Source organism: Roseovarius nanhaiticus (assembly GCF_900156535.1).
Classification (GTDB): Bacteria; Pseudomonadota; Alphaproteobacteria; order Rhodobacterales; family Rhodobacteraceae; genus Roseovarius; species Roseovarius nanhaiticus.
In genome coordinates, this window is sequence record NZ_FTNV01000007.1 from 15,152 (window position 1) to 36,035 (window position 20,884).

A 20,884-nucleotide genomic window follows, 5' to 3' on the forward strand; every position below is an offset into this window, starting at 1 on the left:
CGCCCTGGAGATGAGCGTAACGCTGAGCACTAGCGAGCACGCGGAAATCAACCGGTTGCAATCTTACCTGCTCGACACAGCGCAGATGGTCGATCCGCAGCGTGTCCGCGCCCGCTTCACCCGCCTGCGAACGCGGGTCAGCCCTGCGCGTGGCTTTGCTTCGCACGAGCTGCGGCAAGATACGGTATTTCTGAAAGATCAGCTGTGATGACGCGATCACCGGCCGACCGCATCAATGTGGAAAGGTGGAGATCACGTCTTCAAAGCAACCCCTTACCGTATTGAGGTGTGCAATCAGAAACACTTGTATTAATGGGCATTTAAAATATTTATTCCCTATTATCCACGAAAAGAAGCATAAGCGTCTCGGAGGCCGCTTCGCGGCTAAAGCAACCGTTTCCAGCGAACGTCATGCTCGCGAGTCCAGCTCGCGCCGCGCTACCGAGGTAACTGACCGGGACAGCTCGTGAAGCTGATCGGCGGCCAGCCGATTGATCTGCCAGAACAGGTACCGCTCCAGCACCTTCCCCGGGACAAGCTCGACGAGATCTCCGCGCTCGAGGTGGCGCTTCGCCAGCTGGATCGGATTGAGCGCCCACCCCATGCCGGCGACGCTGCCTTCCAGGAAGCTCTGCGTGGAGGGAAGCCAGTGGGTGGGGAATGACATGTCGTGCCCGAACACCTCGCGGGCCCAGACATTCTGAAGGCGGTCCTTCTGGTTGAAGGTGAGAGCGGGCGCGCGCTGGAAAGCATCCTCCGTCACCCCATCGGGGAAGTATCGAGCAACGAAGTCGGGACTCGCCGTCGCCTGGTAGCGCAGGGAGCCGAGCGGCGTGACACGGCATCCCTGCACAGGGCGCTCGAGCGACGTGACAGCGGCAAGCACCCGGCCACGCCGCAGCCAGTCGGCCGTATGATCCTCATCGTCTATTGCCACGTTCACAAGATAGTCGCTGGCCTTAGTGAAGGATGCGATGGCCTCAAGAAACCAGGTCCCAAGGCTGTCGGCGTTCGTGGCTATGTTGAGAGTCACCCGCAGCCCGGCACCTTCAGGTCCGGCGAGTTCGGGCAGCTGCGCCATGAGGTCCTTCTCGAGCATTCCAACCCGGTCCATGTGCCGGCATAGGGCAAGGCCCTTGTCCGTGGCGGTGCATGGCGTCCCACGCTCTATGAGCACCGCACCGAGGCGCTCCTCCAGATGCTTGATGCGCTGCGAGACGGCCGAGGGGGTCACGTTGAGTGACGCGGCGGCACGCTCGAAGCTGCCAGACCTGACGACCGCGGCGACTGCCCTGAGAGCTGCGTAGTCCACCACCATTTAGCTTACCTTCACTGGCATCAGTGTGTTTAATTTGTCTAATCTTAGCGAACCTCATAGTCCAAGGGTAGACTTTCGGATCGGAGGCCAGCACATGGATCTCGCAGTCTTCTTCACGGGCATGATGATGAGCCTCAGTCTCATCGTGGCGATCGGCGCACAGAATGCCTTCGTGCTTCGGCAGGGGCTGCGGGGTGAACATGTTCTGGCTGTCTGCCTCGCTTGCGCGATCTCGGACGCGATCCTGATCACCGTGGGGGTGACCAGCTTCCGGACTGTCTCCGAATGGTTGCCCTGGCTCGAGCCCGTCATGCGCTATGGCGGCGCGGCCTTCCTGACCTGGTATGGCGTGAAGAGCCTCATGTCCGCGCTGCGGTCGAACGAGGCGCTGGCCGCAGATTCCTCGCTGCCGAAGACCGACCTCTTCCGCACGCTGGTGGCCTGTCTCGCCCTCACCTGGCTGAACCCGCACGTCTATCTCGACACGGTGGTCCTTCTGGGAACCATCTCCACCCAGTTCACCGGCAGCCAAGGGTCCTTCGCTGTCGGCGCGGTTCTCGGGTCGTTCGTCTTCTTCTTTGCCCTCGGCTACGGTGCCATCAAGTTGCGCCCGGTGTTCGAGCGGCCGACGGCCTGGCGCATCCTCGAGACGCTCATCGCGATGGTGATGTGGATCATCGCCTTCAAGCTGCTGGCCGGAACCTGAGAGGACACGCGATGGACAACATCAACCACCTGCTCGTCGTCTTCACCGCCTACGTGATTGCGGCCGGAAGCCCCGGTCCGAGCACCCTTCGGATCATGGGCGTGGCGATGAATCACGGTCGGCAGGCCGGGCTGGCGCTGGCCGCGGGCGTCATCTCCGGATCGCTGTTCTGGGGTCTGTCTGCGGCCACCGGTGTGTCCGCCTTGCTCGCGCACTATGCCGAAGCCCTGATCGTTCTGAAGATCTTCGGCGGTCTTTATCTGCTCTACCTCGCGGTGCGCGCGGCCCGGAGCGCGATGACGCCCGACACCGCGACCTCAACCGGCGTCGCACGATCTGATGCTTCTCCGTCCTCTGCCGCGCTCTATCGCCATGGATTGATCATGCACTTGGCCAATCCGAAGGCAGTGCTGGCCTGGATCGCCCTCGTCACGCTCGGCCTCGGCGCCGAGGCTTCGTGGCGTGACGTGGCCACCATTCTGGCGGGCTGCGCGGTCCTAAGCGTGACGATTTTCGGTGGCTACGCGCTCGCGTTCTCGACGGCGCCGATGATTCGTCTCTACCGTCGCGCCCGGCGCGGGATCGAAGGCGTCCTGGCCGCCTTCTTTGGATTCGCCGGCCTTCGCCTCCTCCTGTCACGCGTTTGAAGGAGATGCTCGCATGACCCTTTTCACTGGCCTGTCGGCCTTCCCCCTCACGCCCACCGACGATAACGGCCAACTGAAGCCTGAACTCCTGCAACGCTTCCTCGAGCGGATCATGGCAGCGGGGGCCGATTCCCTCGGACTGCTCGGCAGCACCGGCGGATACGCCTACCTGACGCCAGAAGAGCGCAAGCGCACCCTGCGGACGGCCGTGGAATGCGTGGCGGGACGGACTCCGCTCATTGTCGGAGTCGGCGCGCTCACAACCGACGTTGCCGAGGATCTCGCGCGAGATGCCAGGCAGGCCGGCGCGGACGGTCTTCTTCTCGCGCCCATGTCCTACCAGCCGCTGACCGACGAGGAGGTGTTCCGCCATTTCGAGGCCGTCGCTGCGGCCGGCGAGCTCCCCCTGTGCATCTACAACAACCCCGGCACCACGAAATTCACCTTCGGCCCGGACCTGATTGCGCGACTGGCCGAGATTCCGAACGTGACCTCGGTGAAGATGCCACTGCCTGCGGATGGCGACTATGCGGGCGAGATGCAGCGCTTGCGGGCCGTGACGCCGGAGAACTTCTCCATCGGCTACAGCGGCGACTGGGGTGCGAAAGATGCGCTGCTCGCTGGTGGCGCCTGCTGGTATAGCGTGGTGGCCGGTCTCCTGCCGGAACCCGCACTCGCGCTCACCCGTGCTGCCCAGGCAGGAAATGTGGCCGGAGTCGAGCGTTTCGACCACGCCTTCGCTCCCCTCTGGGCGCTATTCCGGGAGTTCGGGAGCTTCCGGGTGATGTTCGCCATCTCCGAAATCCTCGGGTTCGGGGGCATTACGCCGCCACGTCCGATCCTACCTCTCGATCAAGCGTGCCGCGGAAGGGTGGAGGATGCTCTGCGTCCGCTCCTCCAGGTCGCCGCCTGACCGCTCAGCATCTCGCCTGAAATGTCTTGGAAGGGCTTTATGCGGAGACCTTCTCCGCTGGGGATCATGGCCAGCGAAGCCCCCATGAGGGTGTTCGTCGTATCTGACGGCCGACGGCCTCGCAGAGAAGGCCTCGCATCTGGTCCACGACTGGGATCGGTTTCCAGACGATTGTCGTCTCGCTCGATGAACGGCCAGATGCAGACTTCCGCGTCCGCACCCTGGTCTCCGGGGCACGGTGATTCCAGCGCCAGATGATCTCGTCGAGATATCTCTGAAGATGCTTCTGCGCCAGTCGGTGATACACACCGATCAGGGCACGCTGGACAACGGCGTTCACGGCCTCGACGGTGTTGATATGCGCGCCGGTCTTCCTGTTGGCATACTGGCGCTTGTTGTGCTGCACGGTGTGGTGGTTCGCGAACGAAGTGCCGATCTTCCTGTAGCTCGGGTTCTTGTCGGTGACGAGCACGGAACCCGGGTCGATCCAGTCCTCCATGATGGGCTTCATCGTGCGCCCTTGGGTGTTCGGGAGCAGGATCGCGCGAGCCTGACCATTCCTCGCGGCAGCAACGAGGGCGATCGGTTTGCCTGTCCCACGCCCACGCTTGTTCTTGACCCCATGGCGGAACTTTGGCTTGCCGCCGACGAAAGCCTCGTCGACCTCGACCACACCCGACAACCGCCCGGCGATGCTCTGCCGATCGTCCATCATTTCACGGATGGCATGGCCGAGTTTCCACGCTGTCTTCTGGTTCACGCCGAGGATACGCGACATCACAACCGACGATATGCCCTTGGAAGACGTGAGCACGAGAAACATCGCTGCAATCCAGATCCGCAGGTCGAGCTTCGTCGCATGGAGTGGCGTCCTTGTCGTGACGGTGAACTGACTGCGGCACTCCTTCTCGGCGCATTGATACAGGCCAGCGCGGACGGACGCTCCGCACAGCGGGCGTGAGCTCAGGCTGCCGCAGTGGGGACAGAACCGGTCATCGCCCCAGATGGCGTTCTCGAGAAAGAGTCGCGCGTGACGCTGGGTGGGCATCTTCTTCCAGACGTCGCGGACGGACTTCAGTTCGGTTATCATGACGTAGCCTCGCTTCGGGTCATACCCCAGAAGATTGGCTGGTTGCTCCGAACCGGAAGCGACTACGTTATGGCGTTGTCGAAGCGGTCGAGAGGCGAGCGGGCTGAGCGTTCACGACGAACCTGCTTTTTCTCGTGGATAATAGGGTATTTATTTATCTGGAAAAGAAGGCTCCATGCCCGCTGGACAAGGTGAACCGTAAGTTTCGCGTTCTTGCGCACAACGTACTCTGGGTCAGCGATTTCACCTACGTTGCCACTTGGAAGGGGTTCATCTGTGTCCCTTTCATCATCGATGCCTATGCCCACAAGATCGTCGGCTGGCCTAGTCGATCTTGCGCAGTGGTGAAAGCGGCATAGCGGGGGCGCAGAGCGCTTCGATGTTCGAGAATGCGAGGTAAGTGACTATGGTATAACAGCAGGGGCCGCCTATTCACAGCCTGTAAGGAGCGATGGCCATCAAAGGCCGGTCATCTTAGAAGGCACGAAAATACGCGGATCCCATCAAGGCCAGAAGCAAGAAAGCTTCGGAAAAGGCCGGATAGATTCACGCATCCAATGCCGTTGAAGCCGGAGTTGAAAACACCTTGCGCAGGGGGCGTCCATAGATTCGCTCCTTGGTGGCTGCGATGAGCCAGAAATCCTCCGTTACGAAAACCTCAAATCTGTCCCATAGGCGCTGACGTCAGACAGTGTCGAATATTCGTAAAGATCACACCTTGCGGAGCAGATACGTATCCATGATCCATCCGTGGTTATCCCGGCTTCCACCGCGCAGCTCGAATATGCTGTCCGCGACATCGGACAATAGCCCTCGATGCAGAACCTGTTCCGGCATCCCGAGAAACGCGCCCCACCAGATATAAATGCCATTCGGGTCCAGCCACCGAAAACTGCATTCCCCATCAAGCATGACCACGACGGTATCGGCGCCTTCGGGCCAGCCGTGATTTCGCAGGCGCCGTCCAGTGGTGATATGCACCGGGCCGTTTACCGAGTTGAGCGGGATGGCATGAGCCGCCGTGAGTGCCTGAATGGCGGTGATCCCCGGCACGACTCTGACTTTGGGCGAGGGCGCCAAACGCTCGGCAATGCGGATGGTGCTATCGTAAAGAGACGGATCGCCCCAAACCAGCAGGGCGACAGGGCCGGTCGAGCCGGCCCGGCTCAGCGCCGCCTGCCAGCGCCCGGCGATCTGGTCGTGCCAAGCCCCGACCCGCGCCTGATAAGGAAGGTCCGGATCGCGGACTGGATAATCGAATGGAACGATGTGCGCCGCCGTGCCGCTGGCGGCGATGATGCGAAGGCGCATCTGGGCCAGATCATCCTTGCCCTCGCCCTTCTGCGGTAGAAGGATCGTGCTTGCATCACGCAATGCCTGCATCCCCTCACCGGTCACGTGGGCGGGGCTCCCGGTGCCAATCCCGATCAGCCAGAGGTCTTCGATCAAGGTATCATTCCACGCTTAAAAAACGGGCCCGTCGCCGGGCCCGCAAACATCAGCCAGCAATCAGCCCGCGCTATAAAGACGGTGCGTGAACAGCCCGCGAATACCGCCGCCGCGCAGCGCCTTGGCGCCCGCAAGAACCGCCAGATCGGCAATCGGCTCGATCACGACGACCAGCATATAGGCCGTGCCAAAGGTCCAAACGGCGTTCAGGTTGTCCGCGCCAAACCCCTGACCATAGAACGCCCAGAACGCCACCCAGGCAACGACTCCGCCCTGATAGGCGACCGACAGTTTGAACACATCCGCATAGGCCAAGTCGACATAGGCCCGGTCCTGCGGAATGACGCGCCGCGCCAGCGCATCGATTGCAAAAAGCGGCACAAGCAGCGTCGTGACATTGACGAAATACATCGGCAGGTCCGTCGGGGCAAAGAACATGCCCTGCACCAGCAGGCCCGCCGCCAACCCGATGGCAGACGGCGCCGCACCCAATAGCAGGAAGAGCGTCGTGCCGAGAATGAAATGCACCTCGGATACGCCGACCGCGAAATGCGGCAGCAGTTCGAAAAACATGAAGACGCCGATTGTGGCCAGCACGGTACGCACGGCAAAGGATGCGATGTTATGTCCCGCCAGATCATCCGCGATCAGCTTGACGGAATAGCCAGCAGCGGCTGCGGCGGTGCCATAGGCAAACACCATCTTGGCGCCGTCAACGACGCCCGGTTCGATATGCATGAGATAAGTCCCTTGTTAAGTCGCCCCTCCGGCGACGCCAATTATGTATGGGGCAACAAGGCCCCGGTTTTACGGCAGGTCTCCTGACTTGCGGGTCGATGCGCGCGGGCCCTTCCCAGCCATCTGGCCAGTGGTTTCGCCTTTGCACTCACCGCTTACAGTTGCGGGGGCAGTACGGGTCTTTCACCCGATTCCCTTTCAAGCCACAGATGTGGCACCGTATCCCGACGCTACGTCAAACAGCGGCAGCGCGCAAAGGATTCTTCACCCCTCGGCCAGCGGGCCGTAGAGAATCAACGCGGGCGCATCGCCGATTTCGCCTCGCAAATGATCCGCCATTTCGGCGACAGTCATCCGCGTCAGCCGTTGGTCCGGGCAGCTGACATTTTCGGCCAGCAGCGCGGGTGTGTCACCAGGCAGGCCGTGGCGCCTCAGCACCTCATAAAGGTCGGGAAAGGTGCGTTTACCCATGAAAACAACGGTCGATGCTAAGGGATCGGCCAGCGCGGGCAGGTTCATGTCCTGCGGCAATCCACCCGTGTTGTCGTGCCCTGTAACAAACTGGACGCGCCGCGCGCTGAGCCGCCGGGTCAGCGGAATGCCCGCCGCCGCCGCCGCCGCGATGGCCGAGGGCACGCCGGGGATGATCTCGTAGCGGATGGCTGCGTCCCGCAGCGCGATCAGCTCTTCCTCCAGCCGCCCGAACAGGCCACCATCACCAGATTTCAACCGCACGACGCGCTGATTGGTCTGTGCATAGTCTACCAGAAGGCGACTAACGTGATGCTGGCGCGGTGAGGCGCGCCCTGCCCGCTTACCCACGCCGATCAGGTCGGCTCCCGCCCGCGCATGGCCCAGGATCGGCCCCGATGACAGATCATCGAACAGCACCGCATCGGCACGGCGCAGCCGGTCCACCGCCTTGAGCGTCAGCAGTTCGGGATCGCCTGGACCGGATCCGACAAAGCTGACGAAACCGCTCATGGCTCCTGCCCAGTGATCAAGTGAAAGAACGTGCCGGTGACATAGCCGCGATACGATCCGGTCTCCGGCACGGGATTGCCGTCGGCATCCGCGACCTTCGCGAGCGGCGCATCCGGTTGTTCGAGAATGGTAGAGTAGTGGTATTCGTGCCCGCGCAGTCGCGCCCCAGCCAAATGCCCCGGCATCGGCGCGAGGAGTTCCGCCTGCCGATACCCCAGATGGAACTTGCGTTTCTCGTAGCTGGTCTCAAGCCCCAGCAGCCCGGCCATCGCGTGGCACTTCCCCTCCTTGTCGATCAGCCCGGCGCCCAGCGCCATGTAGCCGCCACATTCGCCATGCACCGGCCGCGTTTCCGCGTGACGCCGCAGCCCGGCGCGGAATGTATCCGCCGCAGCCAACCGGCCTGCGTGCAGCTCAGGGTATCCGCCGGGCAGCCAGACCAGATCGGCGCCGGGGTCCGGCGCCTCGTTCGCGAGCGGCGAGAACGGCAGCAACTCGGCGCCCGCCGCGCGCCAGCCTTCCACCAGATGCGGATAGGCGAAGGAGAACGCAGCATCCTGCGCGAGCGCGATCCGCTGTGCGGGCGGCGCAGGCAGTGCGCCGCCCAGCGCCAGAGGTTTGCCGCGCGCTGCCGATTTGATCGCCTCCAGATCTACATGCTCGCGCAGGAAGCTGGCATAGCCCGAGATGGCCGTTTCCAGATCGGGATGCTCGACGGCCTGTATCAGGCCCAGGTGCCGCTCTGGCAGGGTCAGATCGCCGCGCCGGGGCAGCGCGCCCAACACGTTCATCCCGGCCTTTTCCATGCCCAGCGCCGTCAACCTTTCGTGACGCGGCGATGCGACACGGTTCAGGATCACGCCCGCAAAGGGGAGATCCGGGTTATACATCCGAAACCCCAGCGCCGCCGCAGCCGCCGATTGCGCCTGCCCGCTAACGTCGACCACCAGCACCACGGGCCAGCCTAAGCGCTGCGCCGTCTCGGCGCTGGTGCCGTAGCCGCTCTGCCCACGCGTAGCGACGCCATCATAAAGTCCCATCGACCCCTCGGCGACGCAGATTTCCGCGCTCTCCGCCTGCGCCGCGATGGCGTTCAGCAGCGCGTCACCCATCGCCCATGTATCGAGATTGAAGGACGCCCGCCCGGCGGCCGCCAGATGAAAGGCGGGATCAATGTAATCCGGCCCGGACTTGAAGGGCTGCACCCGCATCCCGTCCTCTGCCAGCGCGCGCAAGAGGCCCAGCGTCACTGTGGTCTTGCCGGTTCCCGAAGAGGGCGCCGAGATCATTATGCCGGGTGCATTATTCATCCTTGTCACTCCAGTTTGCCCAAGGGCTGCCCGCGCTTTGCGGCCTGTAGCGCCGGTCGTAATCCTTGGCGTATAGGCAGCTTTCTGCGAACCCCTCGCCCCCCAGCGCAGGTCCGACAAGGATCAGCGCAGTACGCGTGATGCCCGCCTCCATCCGCCCGGCAATATTGCCCAGCGTGCCGCGAATAATCCGCTCGTCCGGCCATGAGGCGCGGAATACGATGGCGACGGGGCAATCAGCACCATAGGCGGGCGTCAGGCTGCCCATCACGTGATCCAGATTCTGGATCGACAGGTGAATGGCCAATGTCGCGCCGGTGGCGGCGAAATTCGCCAGCGTCTCGCCCTCGGGCATCGAGGAGGCGCGCCCCGGCGTGCGGGTAAGCACCACCGATTGCGCAAGGCCCGGAAGCGTCAGCTCGGCCCCCAGCGCAGCGGCGGCGGCGGCAAAGGATGGCACGCCCGGCGTAACGGACATGGGAATATCCAGATCGCGCAGGCGGCGCATCTGCTCGCCCATGGCCGACCAGACCGAAAGATCGCCGGAATGGAGGCGGGCAACGTCCTGGCCTGCCGCGTGTGCGCGCTGCATCTCGGAAATGATCGCATCCAGATCCATCGGCGCCGTGTTGACGATACGCGCGCCGTCGGAGCAGTAACTCAGGATCTGTTCCGGCACCAACGATCCGGCGTAAAGGCAAACAGGGCAGGACGCGATCAGATCGCGCCCCCGCAGCGTCAAAAGGTCCGGCGCGCCGGGGCCGGCGCCGATGAAATGAATGGTCAAGGTCCGTCTCCTTCTGCCATGGCGCAGGTGGCCATGCGATCGGGTGAAATCTGCCGCGCCGAGATCAGCCGCGCGCCGGGGCCGGCGGCGGCCAGCGCCGCTGCCTCGGCCACGCTGCCGGTGCCGTGGGCTGCATGTGATGCTGGCGAGTAAGTGTAGGTTTTTTGCGCCTCTAGTAACCCGAGCGGTACGGCATGGATCGGCACGCCCAGTTCCTCGGCCAATCTACGCAATCCCGCGCTCTTCTCTTTGCCCATCGCCGTGGCGATCAGATCGGGCGCCGCGCCACAAGCCGCCAACGCCGCGCGCAGGCTGTCCGTATCGGCGCTGCCGCGAAATCCGAACCCCGCGGCGATCATCGAACCGCGCTCAACTGCACCACCGGATAGCTGGATTTCCAGCAGGTCCTGCCTCCCAACGGCGTCGCTTGCGCCAATTCGATCCGCAGCAGATCGCCACCCAAGCGGGCGCGTGCCTCGGTCAGCAGCGCCTCGCTTTCCAGCGTCACGGCATTGGCGACGATCCGCACGCCGCGCGGCAGATGCGCCTCCAGCCAGTCCAGCAGCGCCTGCGACAGCCCGCCGCCAATGAATACCGCATCGGGCAAAGGCCGACCGACCAACGCTTCGGGCGCCGCGCCCTGCACCACGGTCAGGCGGTCCACACCCAGCCGCGCCGCGTTTTGCGCGATCCGCGCGGCGCGATCCGCGCGCGGCTCGATCGTAGTGGCCGTAACGCTGGAATGGGCCAGCAACCACTCGATCCCCACCGAGCCGGAGCCGCCGCCGATGTCCCACAGATGCTCGAACGGACGCGGCGCCAGTGCCGAGAGGGTCAGCGCACGCACCGGCCGCTTGGTCATCTGCCCGTCGCTGTCGAACCACGCATCCGGCCGCCCGCCGGTCAAGGGCAGCGTCGCGCCATCGCCCTGCAGCTCGACCGCCGCGCAGACGGGGTGGGCGAAGCCGATATCGGGCGATTCCGCAGCAGTGCAATCGCTACGCCGCTCACGCGGGCCACCGACTGCTTCGAACACCGTCATCCGCGACGCGCCAAAGCCTGCATCGCTGAGGTATTCGGCTATCCCCCGCACCGCGGCGCCATCGCGCAACAACACGATGATCCGCACTCCCGCCGAGATGACAGGCCGCAGGCGGGCATGCGGCGCGGCATGAAGGCCGAGACATTCGGTCCGCTCCAGCGCCCAGCCCATCCGCGCGGCGACCAGCGAGAAGGTGGATGGACCGGGCAGCGCCGTCCACTCCCCCGGCGCCAGATGCCGCGCAAGGCTGCGGCCCGCGCCGAACCAGAACGGATCGCCCGAGGCCAGCACCACGACGCGCCGCCGGCGCAAGCCCAGCAGCGGCGCGATGCCGTCCGCAAACGGCACGGGCCATGCAACGAGCTCTGCCTTGAGGTCAGGCAACAGGCCAAGATGCCGGGTCGGCCCCATCACGATTTCCGCCGCCTGCAGCGCGGCGAGGCTTGCGGGCGGCAGGCCATCCGGCGCATCTTCGCCCATTCCAACGATGGTCAGCCACGGAGCGTCAGCCATGAAGCAAAACCTTCTCATCCTTGGCGGCACCACGGAGGCGACGGCCCTGTGCCAGGCTCTCAGTGCGGCAGGCATCGGCGGCACCGTGTCCTTCGCGGGCCGCGTGCAGCGCCCGGTGCGCCAGCCGCTTCCGCAGCGTGTCGGCGGTTTCGGCGGGGCCGAGGGGCTGGCCCGCTACCTGTTGGAACACGCGATCAGCCATGTGATCGACGCGACCCATCCCTTCGCCGCCCAGATGAGCGCCAATGCTGTCGCCGCATGCGCCGCCGAGGACGTGCCGCTGATCGCGCTGACGCGCCCCGCGTGGCAGGCGGGGCCGGGCGATAATTGGACCCATGTACCCGATATCGCCGGTGCGGTGGCCGCGCTGGACCGTCCCGCCACCCGCGTCATGCTGGCCGTTGGGCGGATGCATCTGGCGGAGTTCGCCCGAAACAAGCAGCATTTCTACCTGTTGCGCCTGATCAATCGGCCGGATGCGCCGCTGCCCTTCCCCAAGTACGAAATCGTTCAGGACCGAGGCCCGTTCAGCATTGCGGGCGATCTGGCGCTGATGCGCGATCATCGGATCGATCTGGTCGTGTCCAAGAATTCCGGCGGCAGAGGCGCCCATGCCAAGATCATCGCCGCGCGCGAATTGGGCCTGCCGGTGATCATGATCGACCGCCCTGCCCTGCCCCTGCGGCGCGAGGCGCATTCGGTGGACGCGGTTTTGGCGTGGCTCGCTCATGACGGCACCGAGCGCGGCGTATAGACAAAAGGCGCGCCGTCCCGTTCGATCACCCGCGTGGCCGATGTGCCGACCAGTACCATCGTGCGCATGTCGGCCATCTCGGAGCGCGCGTCCGGCAGGGCAAGGATGCGGATCGCCTCGTCAGGCGTCGAAACGGCACGGGCGAAGATCATCGGGCGGGTGTCGCGGCAGGCATCGTTGAGAATGTCCAGCACGCGGGCAAACCCTTCGGGCCTCGCCTTGGACCTTGGATTGTAGAAGGCCATGGCGAAATCGGCCTCGACGGCAAGGCGCAGACGCTTTTCGATCAGCGCCCAGGGCTTGAGGTTGTCGCTGAGATTGATGGCGCAGAAATCATGTCCCAAGGGGGCGCCGACGCGCGCGGCAGCGGCCAGCATGGCGGTGATGCCCGGCAGAACGTCGATCTGCAGATAGCGCCACGCTCGCGGGCCATGCTCGACCGCCTCGAACACCGCCGATGCCATGGCAAAAACGCCCGGATCGCCCGACGAGACTACCACCACGCGGCGCCCCCCTGCCGCCATTTCCAGCGCGTGGCGCGCGCGGTCCAGCTCAACCCGGTTATCGCTGGGATGTAGCGTCAGACCGGGGCGCGGCGCCACGCGAGCGACGTAAGGGATGTAGCCAACCACATCGGTGGCGCGCTCCAGCGCGGCCGTCACCTGCGGCGTTACCAGATCCCCGGCGCCCGGCCCCAGCCCCGCGATGACAAGCGATCCGCTCATGGCCGCCGCCCGTTGCCATGCACGACTACGATCGAAAAATATGGCGTGACACGCCCTTCGGCATCCGAGAGTTTCTGCACCGTTTGCCCCTTTATGCTGGCATATTCGACCAGCCATGCCGCGTCATATTTTCCAGCCGCGCGCAGCGCGCGGCGCAGCTTGTCGATGTTGCGCCCGATCTTCATCACCACCAGCGCATCTGCGGCCTGCATGTGACGCACCAGATCCGCCTCTGGCAGGGTCGCCATCAGCACGCTCAGCACGTCGTCGCCCCATGTTATGGGCTGGCCCGTTGCCGTCCACGCGGCCGACATACCGGTTGTGGCGGGCACGACCTGGACCGGCACCACATCGTTGAGCCGCGTATAGAGATGCATGAACGATCCGTAGAAAAACGGATCGCCCTCGCAGAGCACCACGACATCCTCGCCGCGGTCCGCCAGCTTGCGCAGATGGGCGGTGCAATCGGCGTAGAAGGCGGAAAGCGTGGTGTTGTAATCCGGGTGGCTCACCGGGATTTCGGTGGTGACGGGATATTCCATCGCGAATTCCACGACATCCGGCGCCAGCATCCCCTCGACCATGCCGCGCGCGCGGCCGGCGCGCCCCTCTTTGCGGAAATACGCGACATGGCGCGCGCCGGTCACAAGCCGGTGGGCCCGCACGCTCATCAAGTCGGGATCACCGGGGCCAAGGCCCACGCCATGGATGGTGCCGGAGGCGCCACTCATTCCGCGCGGCTCGCGATGGCGTTGATTGCGGCGACGGTGATCGCGCTTCCGCCCAGCCGCCCCTCGACGATGCAGCAGGGCGCGGGCGGATCGGCCCAGAGCGCGTCCTTGCTTTCGCGTGCGCCGACAAAGCCGACCGGGCAGCCGATGATCGCCGCAGGGCGCGGGCAGGAGGGATCTTGCAGCATGTTGAGCAGATGGAACAGCGCCGTGGGCGCGTTGCCGATAGCGACCAGCGCGCCCGCCAGATGCGGGCGCCACAGCTCCAGCGCAGCGGCGGAGCGGGTGTTGCCCATCTCGCGCGCCAGATCGGGGACGACAGGATCACGAAGCGTGCAGATCACCTGATTGCTTGCAGGCAGCCGGGGGCGCGTCACCCCCTCGCTGACCATATGGGCATCGCACAGGATCGGCGCACCCACGGCCAGCGCGGCGCGGGCGGCCTTGGCGAAACCGGCGGACATGCGGATATGTTGTTCCAGCCCCACCATTCCGGCAGCATGGATCATGCGCACGGCTATGGGTTCCTCATCCGTGTCGAAGCGGGCCAGATCCGCCTCGGCGCGAATCGTCGCAAAGGATTGCGCATAGATCGCGGCGCCATCGGTCTCGTAAGTGTGGATCATGTGTTTTTGCTCATCTCGGCCAGAATGTTCTTGGGGCTAAGCCCGTATCGCTCGGGTGTGTCGCCAGCGCGGCCACCGCCCAGCAGATCGTACCGCCCTGCGCGTCCGATCAATGTGAGGTCCGCCGCGCCCGCCCGCGCGCAGCCCTTGGCGCAACCCGACACATGCAGACTGCCCGCAACGAAAGGCGCGAGGGCCCGCGCAAGGGCGCGTGTCTCGACGCTTGACGACGGGCAGAAGGGCGCACCCGCACAGGCATCGACGCGCATCAGCGGGTCCTGCGGATCGGTGACGAAGGCGGGCGAGTCCGGCGGCGTGCCGGCTTCGAGCAGCAGCATCCGCCAAGGAGTGAGGCGGATCGCGGGCAATGCCTGCGCGCGGATCACCTGCGCCAGCGCGGCGGCATCGACATGCCCGAATGGCGCACCGATCAAGGTGCCGCCCGTCCGCGCGCCGATCAGGGGGCGCGGCGCCGGGGGCAAGGGCGGCGTGTCGCACCAATCCTCCGGCATGGCCGCCTCGGCCAGCACGCGCGCCATGCGGCGCTGGTCGGGGGTGATATGCCGGGCCAACCAGTGCGCCATTTCGATCAACGCCGGAATGGCCGTGTCCTCGGTGATCGCCCGTCCAGAGGCGGCACCCTCCGCGCGCAGAATCAGGCCGGATGCGCCGCGCTCGATACGGATATCGGCGCTGTCCTCGGTCAGCAGGGGGCGCGCGCCGCAATCGACGGCGTAGCCTACCTTGGCAGGCAGCTCCGGCACATCGGCAAGCCGCGAAGTCAACGCCTGTGCAAGGCGGTGGACGGTATCGCCCTCCTGCCAGAACGGCGCGACTAGGATGTTGCGCCGCCGCTCCAGCGCCGGATCAGCGTCAAGCAGGCTCAGATCGCCCAACGCATCCACCAACGCAGCGTGATCTGCCTCGGCCACGCCGCGGATCTGCAGGTTCGCACGGCTCGTCAGGTCGAGATAACCGTGCCCGTAGCGCCGCGCCAGATCGCAAAGGCCCAGCGCCTGCGCCGCTGTCAGCCGCGCCATATGCGGACGGATGCGCACGACCAGCCCGTCGGCAGCCATCATCGGGCGATACGCGCCGGGACACCAGCCTTTGACCTCGGGCGCGCTCATGCGGGTGCCTCCAGACCGGCCATCACCGAATTGCGCCGTGTCTGCCACAGGCCGGCCTCCAGCAGCGCGGCAAAACGCGCCTGCATCGCGCGGTACGCCTCGGGATTGGCATCTTGCAGGAAACCTTCGGTTTCGGGATCACCCAGCGTCGCGTCGTGGTAAAGATCAAAGAGATGCGGCGCCACCGCACCCGCCAGATGCGCAAAACTGGCCAAGTGATCCAGAGTTGCCGCGATCTCGGCCGCACCGCGAAAGCCGTGTTGTTTCATGCCCCCGATCCAGCCGGGATTGGCGGCGCGGGCGCGCACGACACGCGCGATCTCTTCGCTCAAGGTGCGGGTGCGGGGATGATCGGGATTGGTGTTTGCCAAATGATAGAGCGCCGCACGCCCCCCCGTGACCGCTTGCGCCGCGGCAAACCCCGCCTCATGCGCGGCGTAGTCGCTGGCCAGCAGCAGGTCCGTTTCGGGAAGGTCCTGCGGATGCACGAAGCTGTCCGCCTGCGCGACACGCGCCCGGATACCCGCCGTGTCGTGCACCGCCGCCTCACCGTCCAGCGCCCAAGCGCTGGCCGCCAGCCATGCGAGGCCCGCCTTTTCCCGCCCCGCCTCGGTATAGTCCTCCAGCGCCGCGCCCATGCCCAAGCCGAACGATCCGGGCCGGGGGCCATAGACCCGCGCCAGATCCTCGCGCCCGGCATAGGGGTTCCACTCCGGCTCTTCGTCGCGTGCCGCCAATGTGCGCACCGATTGGGCAAAAAGCGCCGAGAGCGTCGGGAATACGTCACGAAAAAGGCCCGAGACACGCAAGGTGACGTCGATCCGGGGGCGACGCATTTCGGTCAGCGGGATGACCTCAATGCCTGATACCCGCTCGGACCCGGCATCCCAGACCGGACGCACGCCCAGCAGATGCAGCGCCATGGCGAATTCCTCGCCCGCCGTGCGCATCGTTGCCGATCCCCAGAGATCGACGATCAGACCACGCGGCCAATCGCCCTCATCCTGCAAATGGCGGCGGATCAGTTCATCGGCCAGCCGGACGCCCTGCGCATAGGCCGCGCGCGTCGGCACGGCACGCGGATCGGTGGTATAGAGGTTGCGCCCCGTCGGCAGCACATCGCGCCGCCCCCGGTAGGGCGAGCCGGAGGGGCCGGCCGCGATGCGCCGGCCATCAAGCGCGTCCAGCAACGCGCGTTGCTCGGCCGAAGCAGATTGCCCCGTGGCAAAGGGCGCGGTGCGCTGCGGCGCGCGGCCCCAGATATGCAGGCCTTCGCCGAACTGGCTTTCCTTGATGTCGCACACGAAACGGTCGATCCGGGTGATCGCCTCGGCGCTGCAGCCGGCACGATCGAGACCCAGATCGTCCTCGACCCCCTGCGCCTGCGCCTCGTCACGGATATCGGATTGAAGCCGGTCACGGCGGCGTGGATCCAGCCCGTCGGCGTTAGAAAACTCGTCCAGCAGCGATTCGAGCCGCGCCAGCCGTTCGGGCGTGCCACTGGCGCGCATGGGGGGCGGGATATGGCCCAGCGTGACCGCGCCAATGCGCCGCTTGGCCTGCGCGGCCTCGCCGGGATCGTTGACGATAAATGGATAGATAACCGGCAGCGCGCCTGTCAGGACCTCGGGCCAGCAGGTTTCCGAGAGCGCCACCGATTTGCCCGGCAGCCATTCCAGCGTGCCATGCGCGCCGATATGAACCAGCGCGTCGACGCGGCTTTGCAGCCACAGATAGAAGGCGACATAGGCGTGGCGAGGTGTGCGGACCAGATCGTGATAGCTGTCCTCGCGGCCCTTGGGCGTATCGCGTTCGGGCTGTAGTGCGATCCATGCGTTGCCGCGCCGGGTGGCGGCGAAGTGAAAGGCACCGTTCTGGCAATCGGGATCGTCCTCGGGGTCGCCCCAGACCTCGGCCAACGTTGCGCGCAGGGTTTCGGGCAGGCGGGCCAACGCGGACCTGTACTCCGCCACCGCCCAAGCCGTGCTGCGCTGCTGGAGCGCCTCGTGCAAAGGCGCCTCCCTCGCGCCGGTGTCATAACCCGCGCCCTCCAGATCGCTCAGGATCGCCTCGGCCGATTGTGGCGCATCGAGACCGACCGCATGGCCCATGTTCCAATTCTTGCCCGGATAGGTGGACAGGACCAGCGCCACGCGCCGCTGCGCCGGCGGGGTCGCGGCCAGCCGGCTCCAGCCCCGCACGCGGTCCGCGATCGCCGCGATCCTGCCCGTCTCGGCGCGGTGGGCAAAGCGGGAGTATTGCAGTTGCGCATCCTTTTTGCCCGGATCCTTGAAACTGGCGACGCCGCCCATGATGCGCCCGTCCACCTCGGGCAAGACCACATGCATGGCGAGGTCAGCGGGCGAAAGGCCCCGCTCGGCCTCGGCCCAGGCCTTTCGGGTGGAGGTGGCGAGGGCCACCTGAAAAACCGGCACACCCGCTGCATCTAGCGGCGACGCGACACCCTCGCCCTTGCCGGAAAAGGCGGTGGCGTTGACGATGGCCACCGGGTCTAACGACGCGACCTGACGGCGCAACCAGCCCGCGGCCTCCGGCGCCTTGAGCGATGGCCCAAAGAGCGCGGCCACATCGAAACCGCGCGCGCGGAAAGCGTCGAAAAGCGCGATGATCGGCGCGAGGTCAGCAGCCACCAGATAAGAGCGGTAGAAGACGATCAGAACGCGCGGCTGGCCCGCGAGGGCCGACGCGGATGCGCGCGCCAGAACCGGACAGCAGGCACCCTGCTCTGGCGTCCAGGCCCCGACCTGAGGCAGCGATTTTGCGCCGCGCACCGGCCCCGCATAGAGCCCCGCCGCCAACGCCAGTTGCGCCAGCGCCGCCTGCGCCGCAACCGCGCCGCCTGTGTCGCACAGATGCGCAAGCCGCCGCAGCGTGGATTTCGGAAGGGTCGACATGTCATCCAGCCGCGCGTCGGGGCGACCATCGGCAGGCAGCACGGCCAGCGCGATCCCTTTTTCCTGCGCCAGCGCACGGATGCTCTGCAGGCCATAAGGCCAGTATGGCACACCCCCGATCAGGCGGATCAGGATGCCTTTGGCGCCGCTCAATGTCTGCTCGACATAGGTATCGACCGACAAGGGATGCTTCAGCGCAACGATATTGGCCAGTCTCAGCGTCGGCAGCCGCCCCTCCGGCCCACCGCCTTGATGCCAGCCTTCCGCGAAAGCGCCCAGATCGGAGTCGGACAGCGACAGCACCACCAGATCGGCGGCGTCCTGCACCAGATCCATCGGTGTCTCGGTCTCTTCCAGCCCGTGGCTTTCGCGGAAAACGACGTGCATGGTGTTACTCTGCCGCCTCGGCCCGCGCCGCGCCCAGAGCGGTGCGAATCACGCCTGCGTCGATGTCGTGATGCTCGGCGATGACGACCAGCCGGCCCGCGCGGGCCTCGTTCGGCTGCCACGGGCGGTCGAACTGATGCCGCACCCGCGCGCCCACGGCCTGCACCAGCAGGCGCATGGGTTTGCCCGCGACCGCGGCACATCCCTTGACTCGCAGAATATTGTGCTCGTTGGCCAGTCCCTCGATAGCGCGAACCAGATCGGCGGGGTCGGTAACTTCGGGAATGTCCACCACGATGCTCTCGAAGTCGTCATGCTCGTGGTCATCCGCGCCATCGTGATGTGAAGGGCGCGCGTCAATATCGTCCTCGGCGGCGGCCTCCAACCCCAGAATGATGCGCGGGTCGATGAGGCCTTCGGCCACTTCGACCACCGGCACCGAGCGCGGAGATTCGGCGGCGATCACCTCTTTTGCAAGAATAACGCCTTCCGGCCCGGCAAGGTCGGGCTTGGTCAAAAGGATAATGTCGGCGCAGGAAATCTGATCGCCGAACACCTCGGACAGGGGCGTTTCGTGGTCGATGCTGTCATCGGCCAGCCGCTGCGCATCGACGCGCGCGACATCGGTGGCGAACCGGCCCGCCGCGACTGCCTCGGCATCGGCCAGCGCGATCACGCCGTCCACGGTGATCTTCGAGCGGATATCGGGCCAGTCGAACGCCTTGAGCAGCGGCTTGGGCAGCGCAAGGCCGGAGGTTTCGATCAAAATGTGATCGGGGCGCGGATCGAGCGCCATCAGCGCCTCGATCGTCGGAATGAAATCATCGGCCACGGTGCAGCAGATGCAGCCATTTGCCAGCTCCATGATGTTTTCCGCCGGGCAATCGGGGATCGCGCAGGATTTCAGGATATCGCCATCAACGCCCACATCGCCGAATTCATTGACGATTACGGCAAGGCGCTTGCCACCCGGGTTTTGCATCAGCTGGCGCACCAGCGTCGTCTTGCCCGAGCCGAGAAATCCGGTGATGACGGTGACGGGAAGTTTGGCAAGATCAGACATCGGAGGCCTCCAGCGGGGGAATGCGCGCAACACAATTGCGCTTGAAATGTTCGGGGCGTTCGCGCCACGGGATCAGCCCATCGGGGCACGCGTGATAGCGGGCGGCGCCGTCAAGGATCATCGCGGGGCCTGCCTGCTCGTCGACATTCGCGAAGACATAACTCCAGCGCGCGCCGCCGCGCAGCGCAACGGTGCAGCCGTGATCGCAGTTTTGCAGGCAAGCAACCGGCGTCAGTCGCACCCCTTCGGGCAATGGCAACGCGGCCAGCGCATCGAACAGAACCTGCCCCGGCCAGCGATCATCACCCGGCTCGGTGCGGCCGCGGCGGCATTTGGTACAGACCAGCAGTTCGGTTGGATCAGGTGTTGCATCTGTGCTGTCTTTCACGCCTCAAGCCCCTTAACTCAGGGACGCGGGCATGAAATGACGAGAGGATACCAGCAGCCGGAATCGCCCCGACACCGACACACCCCGTCCGGTTTCGTCCTTTTATGTTGGCAGGTCTCCCGGCTGGCGGATTCAGGGCAGCTGGCCCTACGCCCGATCTGCCTTCCCGGCGTATGCCAGTGGCTGTGATCGGCCTTTCCGTTTACGGTCGCGGGGGCGGCTGTCTTTGGCCGCGATAGCGCGCGGCTGCACATTCCCTTTTCACCTGCCGAGGCAGGCACCAACACTGATGCAGTGTTTACTCATAGCCAGCGCCCTGTCAAGCCGAAGGAAATCCTGGTAGTGGGTCACTTTGAATTTTCTGGCTGACGTTTTTTGTAGGGTACACGCGTCTTGGCAACTGTATTTCTCAGGTGATCTGATTGGTCCATTTTAGACGAGATTCGCAAAGCGCGTTCGCGATTGTGACGAGCTTTAGAGTAACGGCTGTGATGACAACCTTATGTGGTTTTCCGGCGGCGCGAAGACGGTCAACTAAGATCTTCGAAACTGGGTTGTGTTGGCGCGACGCCCCCAAAAGAAAATGCCGTGTCCGCAAATCGTGTTGGGTGAGGACTCTTTGGGAATACAGAGTTTGGCCAATCTCCCTTTTCGGAATGTAGGGCCTG

At 65.1% G+C, this 20,884-nt stretch carries 21 protein-coding genes, 2 pseudogenes and 2 riboswitches; of the genes and pseudogenes, 6 read left to right on the top strand and 17 right to left on the bottom strand.

Going from position 1 to position 20,884, the window contains the following annotated elements; genetic code table 11:
- Nucleotides 1-10: 10 nt before the first annotated feature.
- A complete protein-coding gene (locus BW975_RS17400) occupies nt 11-208 on the top strand; it encodes a hypothetical protein (protein WP_076535610.1) in 198 nt (65 codons plus the stop codon).
- Between the two features lie 201 nt (nt 209-409).
- Here BW975_RS17400 and BW975_RS17405 read toward each other — a convergent pair whose 3' ends face one another.
- Nucleotides 410-1,315: a LysR family transcriptional regulator ArgP gene (locus BW975_RS17405; protein ID WP_076535631.1), complete on the bottom strand. Its 906-nt coding sequence runs from the start codon at nt 1,313-1,315 to the stop codon at nt 410-412.
- Between the two features lie 97 nt (nt 1,316-1,412).
- Here BW975_RS17405 and BW975_RS17410 point away from each other — a divergent pair, with 97 nt between their 5' ends.
- Genes BW975_RS17410 through BW975_RS17420 form a run of 3 tightly spaced genes read left to right on the top strand, consistent with a single transcriptional unit; the run spans nt 1,413 to nt 3,584 of the window.
- Nucleotides 1,413-2,024 carry a LysE/ArgO family amino acid transporter gene (locus BW975_RS17410; RefSeq protein ID WP_076535611.1) on the top strand — a complete coding sequence of 204 codons (612 nt, stop codon included), beginning with the start codon at nt 1,413-1,415 and terminating at the stop codon, nt 2,022-2,024.
- 11 nt (nt 2,025-2,035) lie between these two features.
- The gene (locus BW975_RS17415; protein ID WP_076535612.1) at nt 2,036-2,671 is read left to right on the top strand and encodes a LysE family translocator; all 636 of its coding nucleotides are present in this window, start codon (nt 2,036-2,038) and stop codon (nt 2,669-2,671) included.
- Between the two features lie 13 nt (nt 2,672-2,684).
- The gene (locus BW975_RS17420; protein ID WP_076535613.1) at nt 2,685-3,584 is read left to right on the top strand and encodes a dihydrodipicolinate synthase family protein; all 900 of its coding nucleotides are present in this window, start codon (nt 2,685-2,687) and stop codon (nt 3,582-3,584) included.
- Nucleotides 3,585-3,648: 64 nt separating this feature from the next.
- Here BW975_RS17420 and BW975_RS17425 read toward each other — a convergent pair whose 3' ends face one another.
- Nucleotides 3,649-4,674, bottom strand: a complete 1,026-nt coding sequence (locus BW975_RS17425; protein ID WP_076535614.1) for an IS1595 family transposase — start codon at nt 4,672-4,674, stop codon at nt 3,649-3,651.
- Between the two features lie 161 nt (nt 4,675-4,835).
- Here BW975_RS17425 and BW975_RS17430 point away from each other — a divergent pair.
- Nucleotides 4,836-4,997 (top strand): annotated as a pseudogene (locus BW975_RS17430) (IS3 family transposase); the annotation flags it as partial.
- Nucleotides 4,998-5,385: 388 nt separating this feature from the next.
- On the opposite strand, the gene cobF reads toward BW975_RS17430, so the two are convergent.
- From cobF to cbiE, 7 genes are all read right to left on the bottom strand, one after another.
- Nucleotides 5,386-6,123 carry a precorrin-6A synthase (deacetylating) gene (gene cobF / locus BW975_RS17435; RefSeq protein ID WP_076535615.1) on the bottom strand — a complete coding sequence of 246 codons (738 nt, stop codon included), beginning with the start codon at nt 6,121-6,123 and terminating at the stop codon, nt 5,386-5,388.
- A 60-nt stretch (nt 6,124-6,183) separates the two neighbouring features.
- Complete coding sequence (locus tag BW975_RS17440) at nt 6,184-6,861, bottom strand: energy-coupling factor ABC transporter permease (RefSeq protein WP_076535616.1); 678 nt, start codon at nt 6,859-6,861, stop codon at nt 6,184-6,186.
- 56 nt (nt 6,862-6,917) lie between these two features.
- Nucleotides 6,918-7,097, bottom strand: a riboswitch (cobalamin riboswitch).
- Nucleotides 7,098-7,125: 28 nt separating this feature from the next.
- Nucleotides 7,126-7,845 (bottom strand): uroporphyrinogen-III C-methyltransferase, encoded by a 720-nt coding sequence (gene cobA, locus BW975_RS17445; protein ID WP_076535617.1) that lies wholly within the window; start codon nt 7,843-7,845, stop codon nt 7,126-7,128.
- Nucleotides 7,842-9,155 carry a cobyrinate a,c-diamide synthase gene (locus BW975_RS17450; protein ID WP_076535618.1) on the bottom strand — a complete coding sequence of 438 codons (1,314 nt, stop codon included), beginning with the start codon at nt 9,153-9,155 and terminating at the stop codon, nt 7,842-7,844. Before BW975_RS17450 ends, cobA begins: the two co-directional genes overlap by 4 nt.
- A complete protein-coding gene (gene cobM / locus BW975_RS17455; RefSeq protein ID WP_076535619.1) occupies nt 9,148-9,942 on the bottom strand; it encodes a precorrin-4 C(11)-methyltransferase in 795 nt (264 codons plus the stop codon). Before cobM ends, BW975_RS17450 begins: the two co-directional genes overlap by 8 nt.
- Nucleotides 9,939-10,301, bottom strand: coding sequence for a cobalamin biosynthesis protein (locus tag BW975_RS17460; protein WP_076535620.1), 363 nt, complete (start codon nt 10,299-10,301; stop codon nt 9,939-9,941). Before BW975_RS17460 ends, cobM begins: the two co-directional genes overlap by 4 nt.
- Entirely contained in the window at nt 10,298-11,497 is a 1,200-nt protein-coding gene (cbiE, locus tag BW975_RS17465) for a precorrin-6y C5,15-methyltransferase (decarboxylating) subunit CbiE (protein WP_076535621.1), read from the bottom strand. Before cbiE ends, BW975_RS17460 begins: the two co-directional genes overlap by 4 nt.
- Here cbiE and BW975_RS17470 point away from each other — a divergent pair.
- The gene (locus tag BW975_RS17470; RefSeq protein WP_076535622.1) at nt 11,496-12,251 is read left to right on the top strand and encodes a cobalt-precorrin-6A reductase; all 756 of its coding nucleotides are present in this window, start codon (nt 11,496-11,498) and stop codon (nt 12,249-12,251) included. The two genes, cbiE and BW975_RS17470, sit on opposite strands and share 2 nt — an antisense overlap.
- Here BW975_RS17470 and cobJ read toward each other — a convergent pair.
- From cobJ to BW975_RS18175, 8 genes and pseudogenes are all read right to left on the bottom strand, one after another.
- On the bottom strand, nt 12,224-12,976 hold the full coding sequence (gene cobJ, locus BW975_RS17475; protein ID WP_076535623.1) for a precorrin-3B C(17)-methyltransferase: 753 nt from the start codon (nt 12,974-12,976) through the stop codon (nt 12,224-12,226). The two genes, BW975_RS17470 and cobJ, sit on opposite strands and share 28 nt — an antisense overlap.
- Complete coding sequence (cobI, locus tag BW975_RS17480; RefSeq protein WP_076535624.1) at nt 12,973-13,707, bottom strand: precorrin-2 C(20)-methyltransferase; 735 nt, start codon at nt 13,705-13,707, stop codon at nt 12,973-12,975. The genes cobJ and cobI overlap by 4 nt, the downstream gene beginning before the upstream one ends.
- Nucleotides 13,704-14,333, bottom strand: a complete 630-nt coding sequence (locus BW975_RS17485; protein WP_076535625.1) for a precorrin-8X methylmutase — start codon at nt 14,331-14,333, stop codon at nt 13,704-13,706. The genes cobI and BW975_RS17485 overlap by 4 nt, the downstream gene beginning before the upstream one ends.
- Nucleotides 14,330-15,463 carry a cobalamin biosynthesis protein CobG gene (locus BW975_RS17490; protein ID WP_076535626.1) on the bottom strand — a complete coding sequence of 378 codons (1,134 nt, stop codon included), beginning with the start codon at nt 15,461-15,463 and terminating at the stop codon, nt 14,330-14,332. Before BW975_RS17490 ends, BW975_RS17485 begins: the two co-directional genes overlap by 4 nt.
- Nucleotides 15,460-18,765: a cobaltochelatase subunit CobN gene (cobN, locus tag BW975_RS17495; RefSeq protein ID WP_076535627.1), complete on the bottom strand. Its 3,306-nt coding sequence runs from the start codon at nt 18,763-18,765 to the stop codon at nt 15,460-15,462. The genes BW975_RS17490 and cobN overlap by 4 nt, the downstream gene beginning before the upstream one ends.
- A gap of 4 nt (nt 18,766-18,769) precedes the next feature.
- On the bottom strand, nt 18,770-19,828 hold the full coding sequence (cobW, locus tag BW975_RS17500; RefSeq protein ID WP_076535628.1) for a cobalamin biosynthesis protein CobW: 1,059 nt from the start codon (nt 19,826-19,828) through the stop codon (nt 18,770-18,772).
- Complete coding sequence (locus tag BW975_RS17505; RefSeq protein WP_076535629.1) at nt 19,821-20,216, bottom strand: DUF1636 family protein; 396 nt, start codon at nt 20,214-20,216, stop codon at nt 19,821-19,823. Before BW975_RS17505 ends, cobW begins: the two co-directional genes overlap by 8 nt.
- Nucleotides 20,217-20,308: 92 nt before the next feature.
- A riboswitch (cobalamin riboswitch) is annotated at nt 20,309-20,516 on the bottom strand.
- 109 nt (nt 20,517-20,625) lie between these two features.
- Nucleotides 20,626-20,884, bottom strand: a pseudogene (locus BW975_RS18175) (hypothetical protein); the annotation flags it as partial.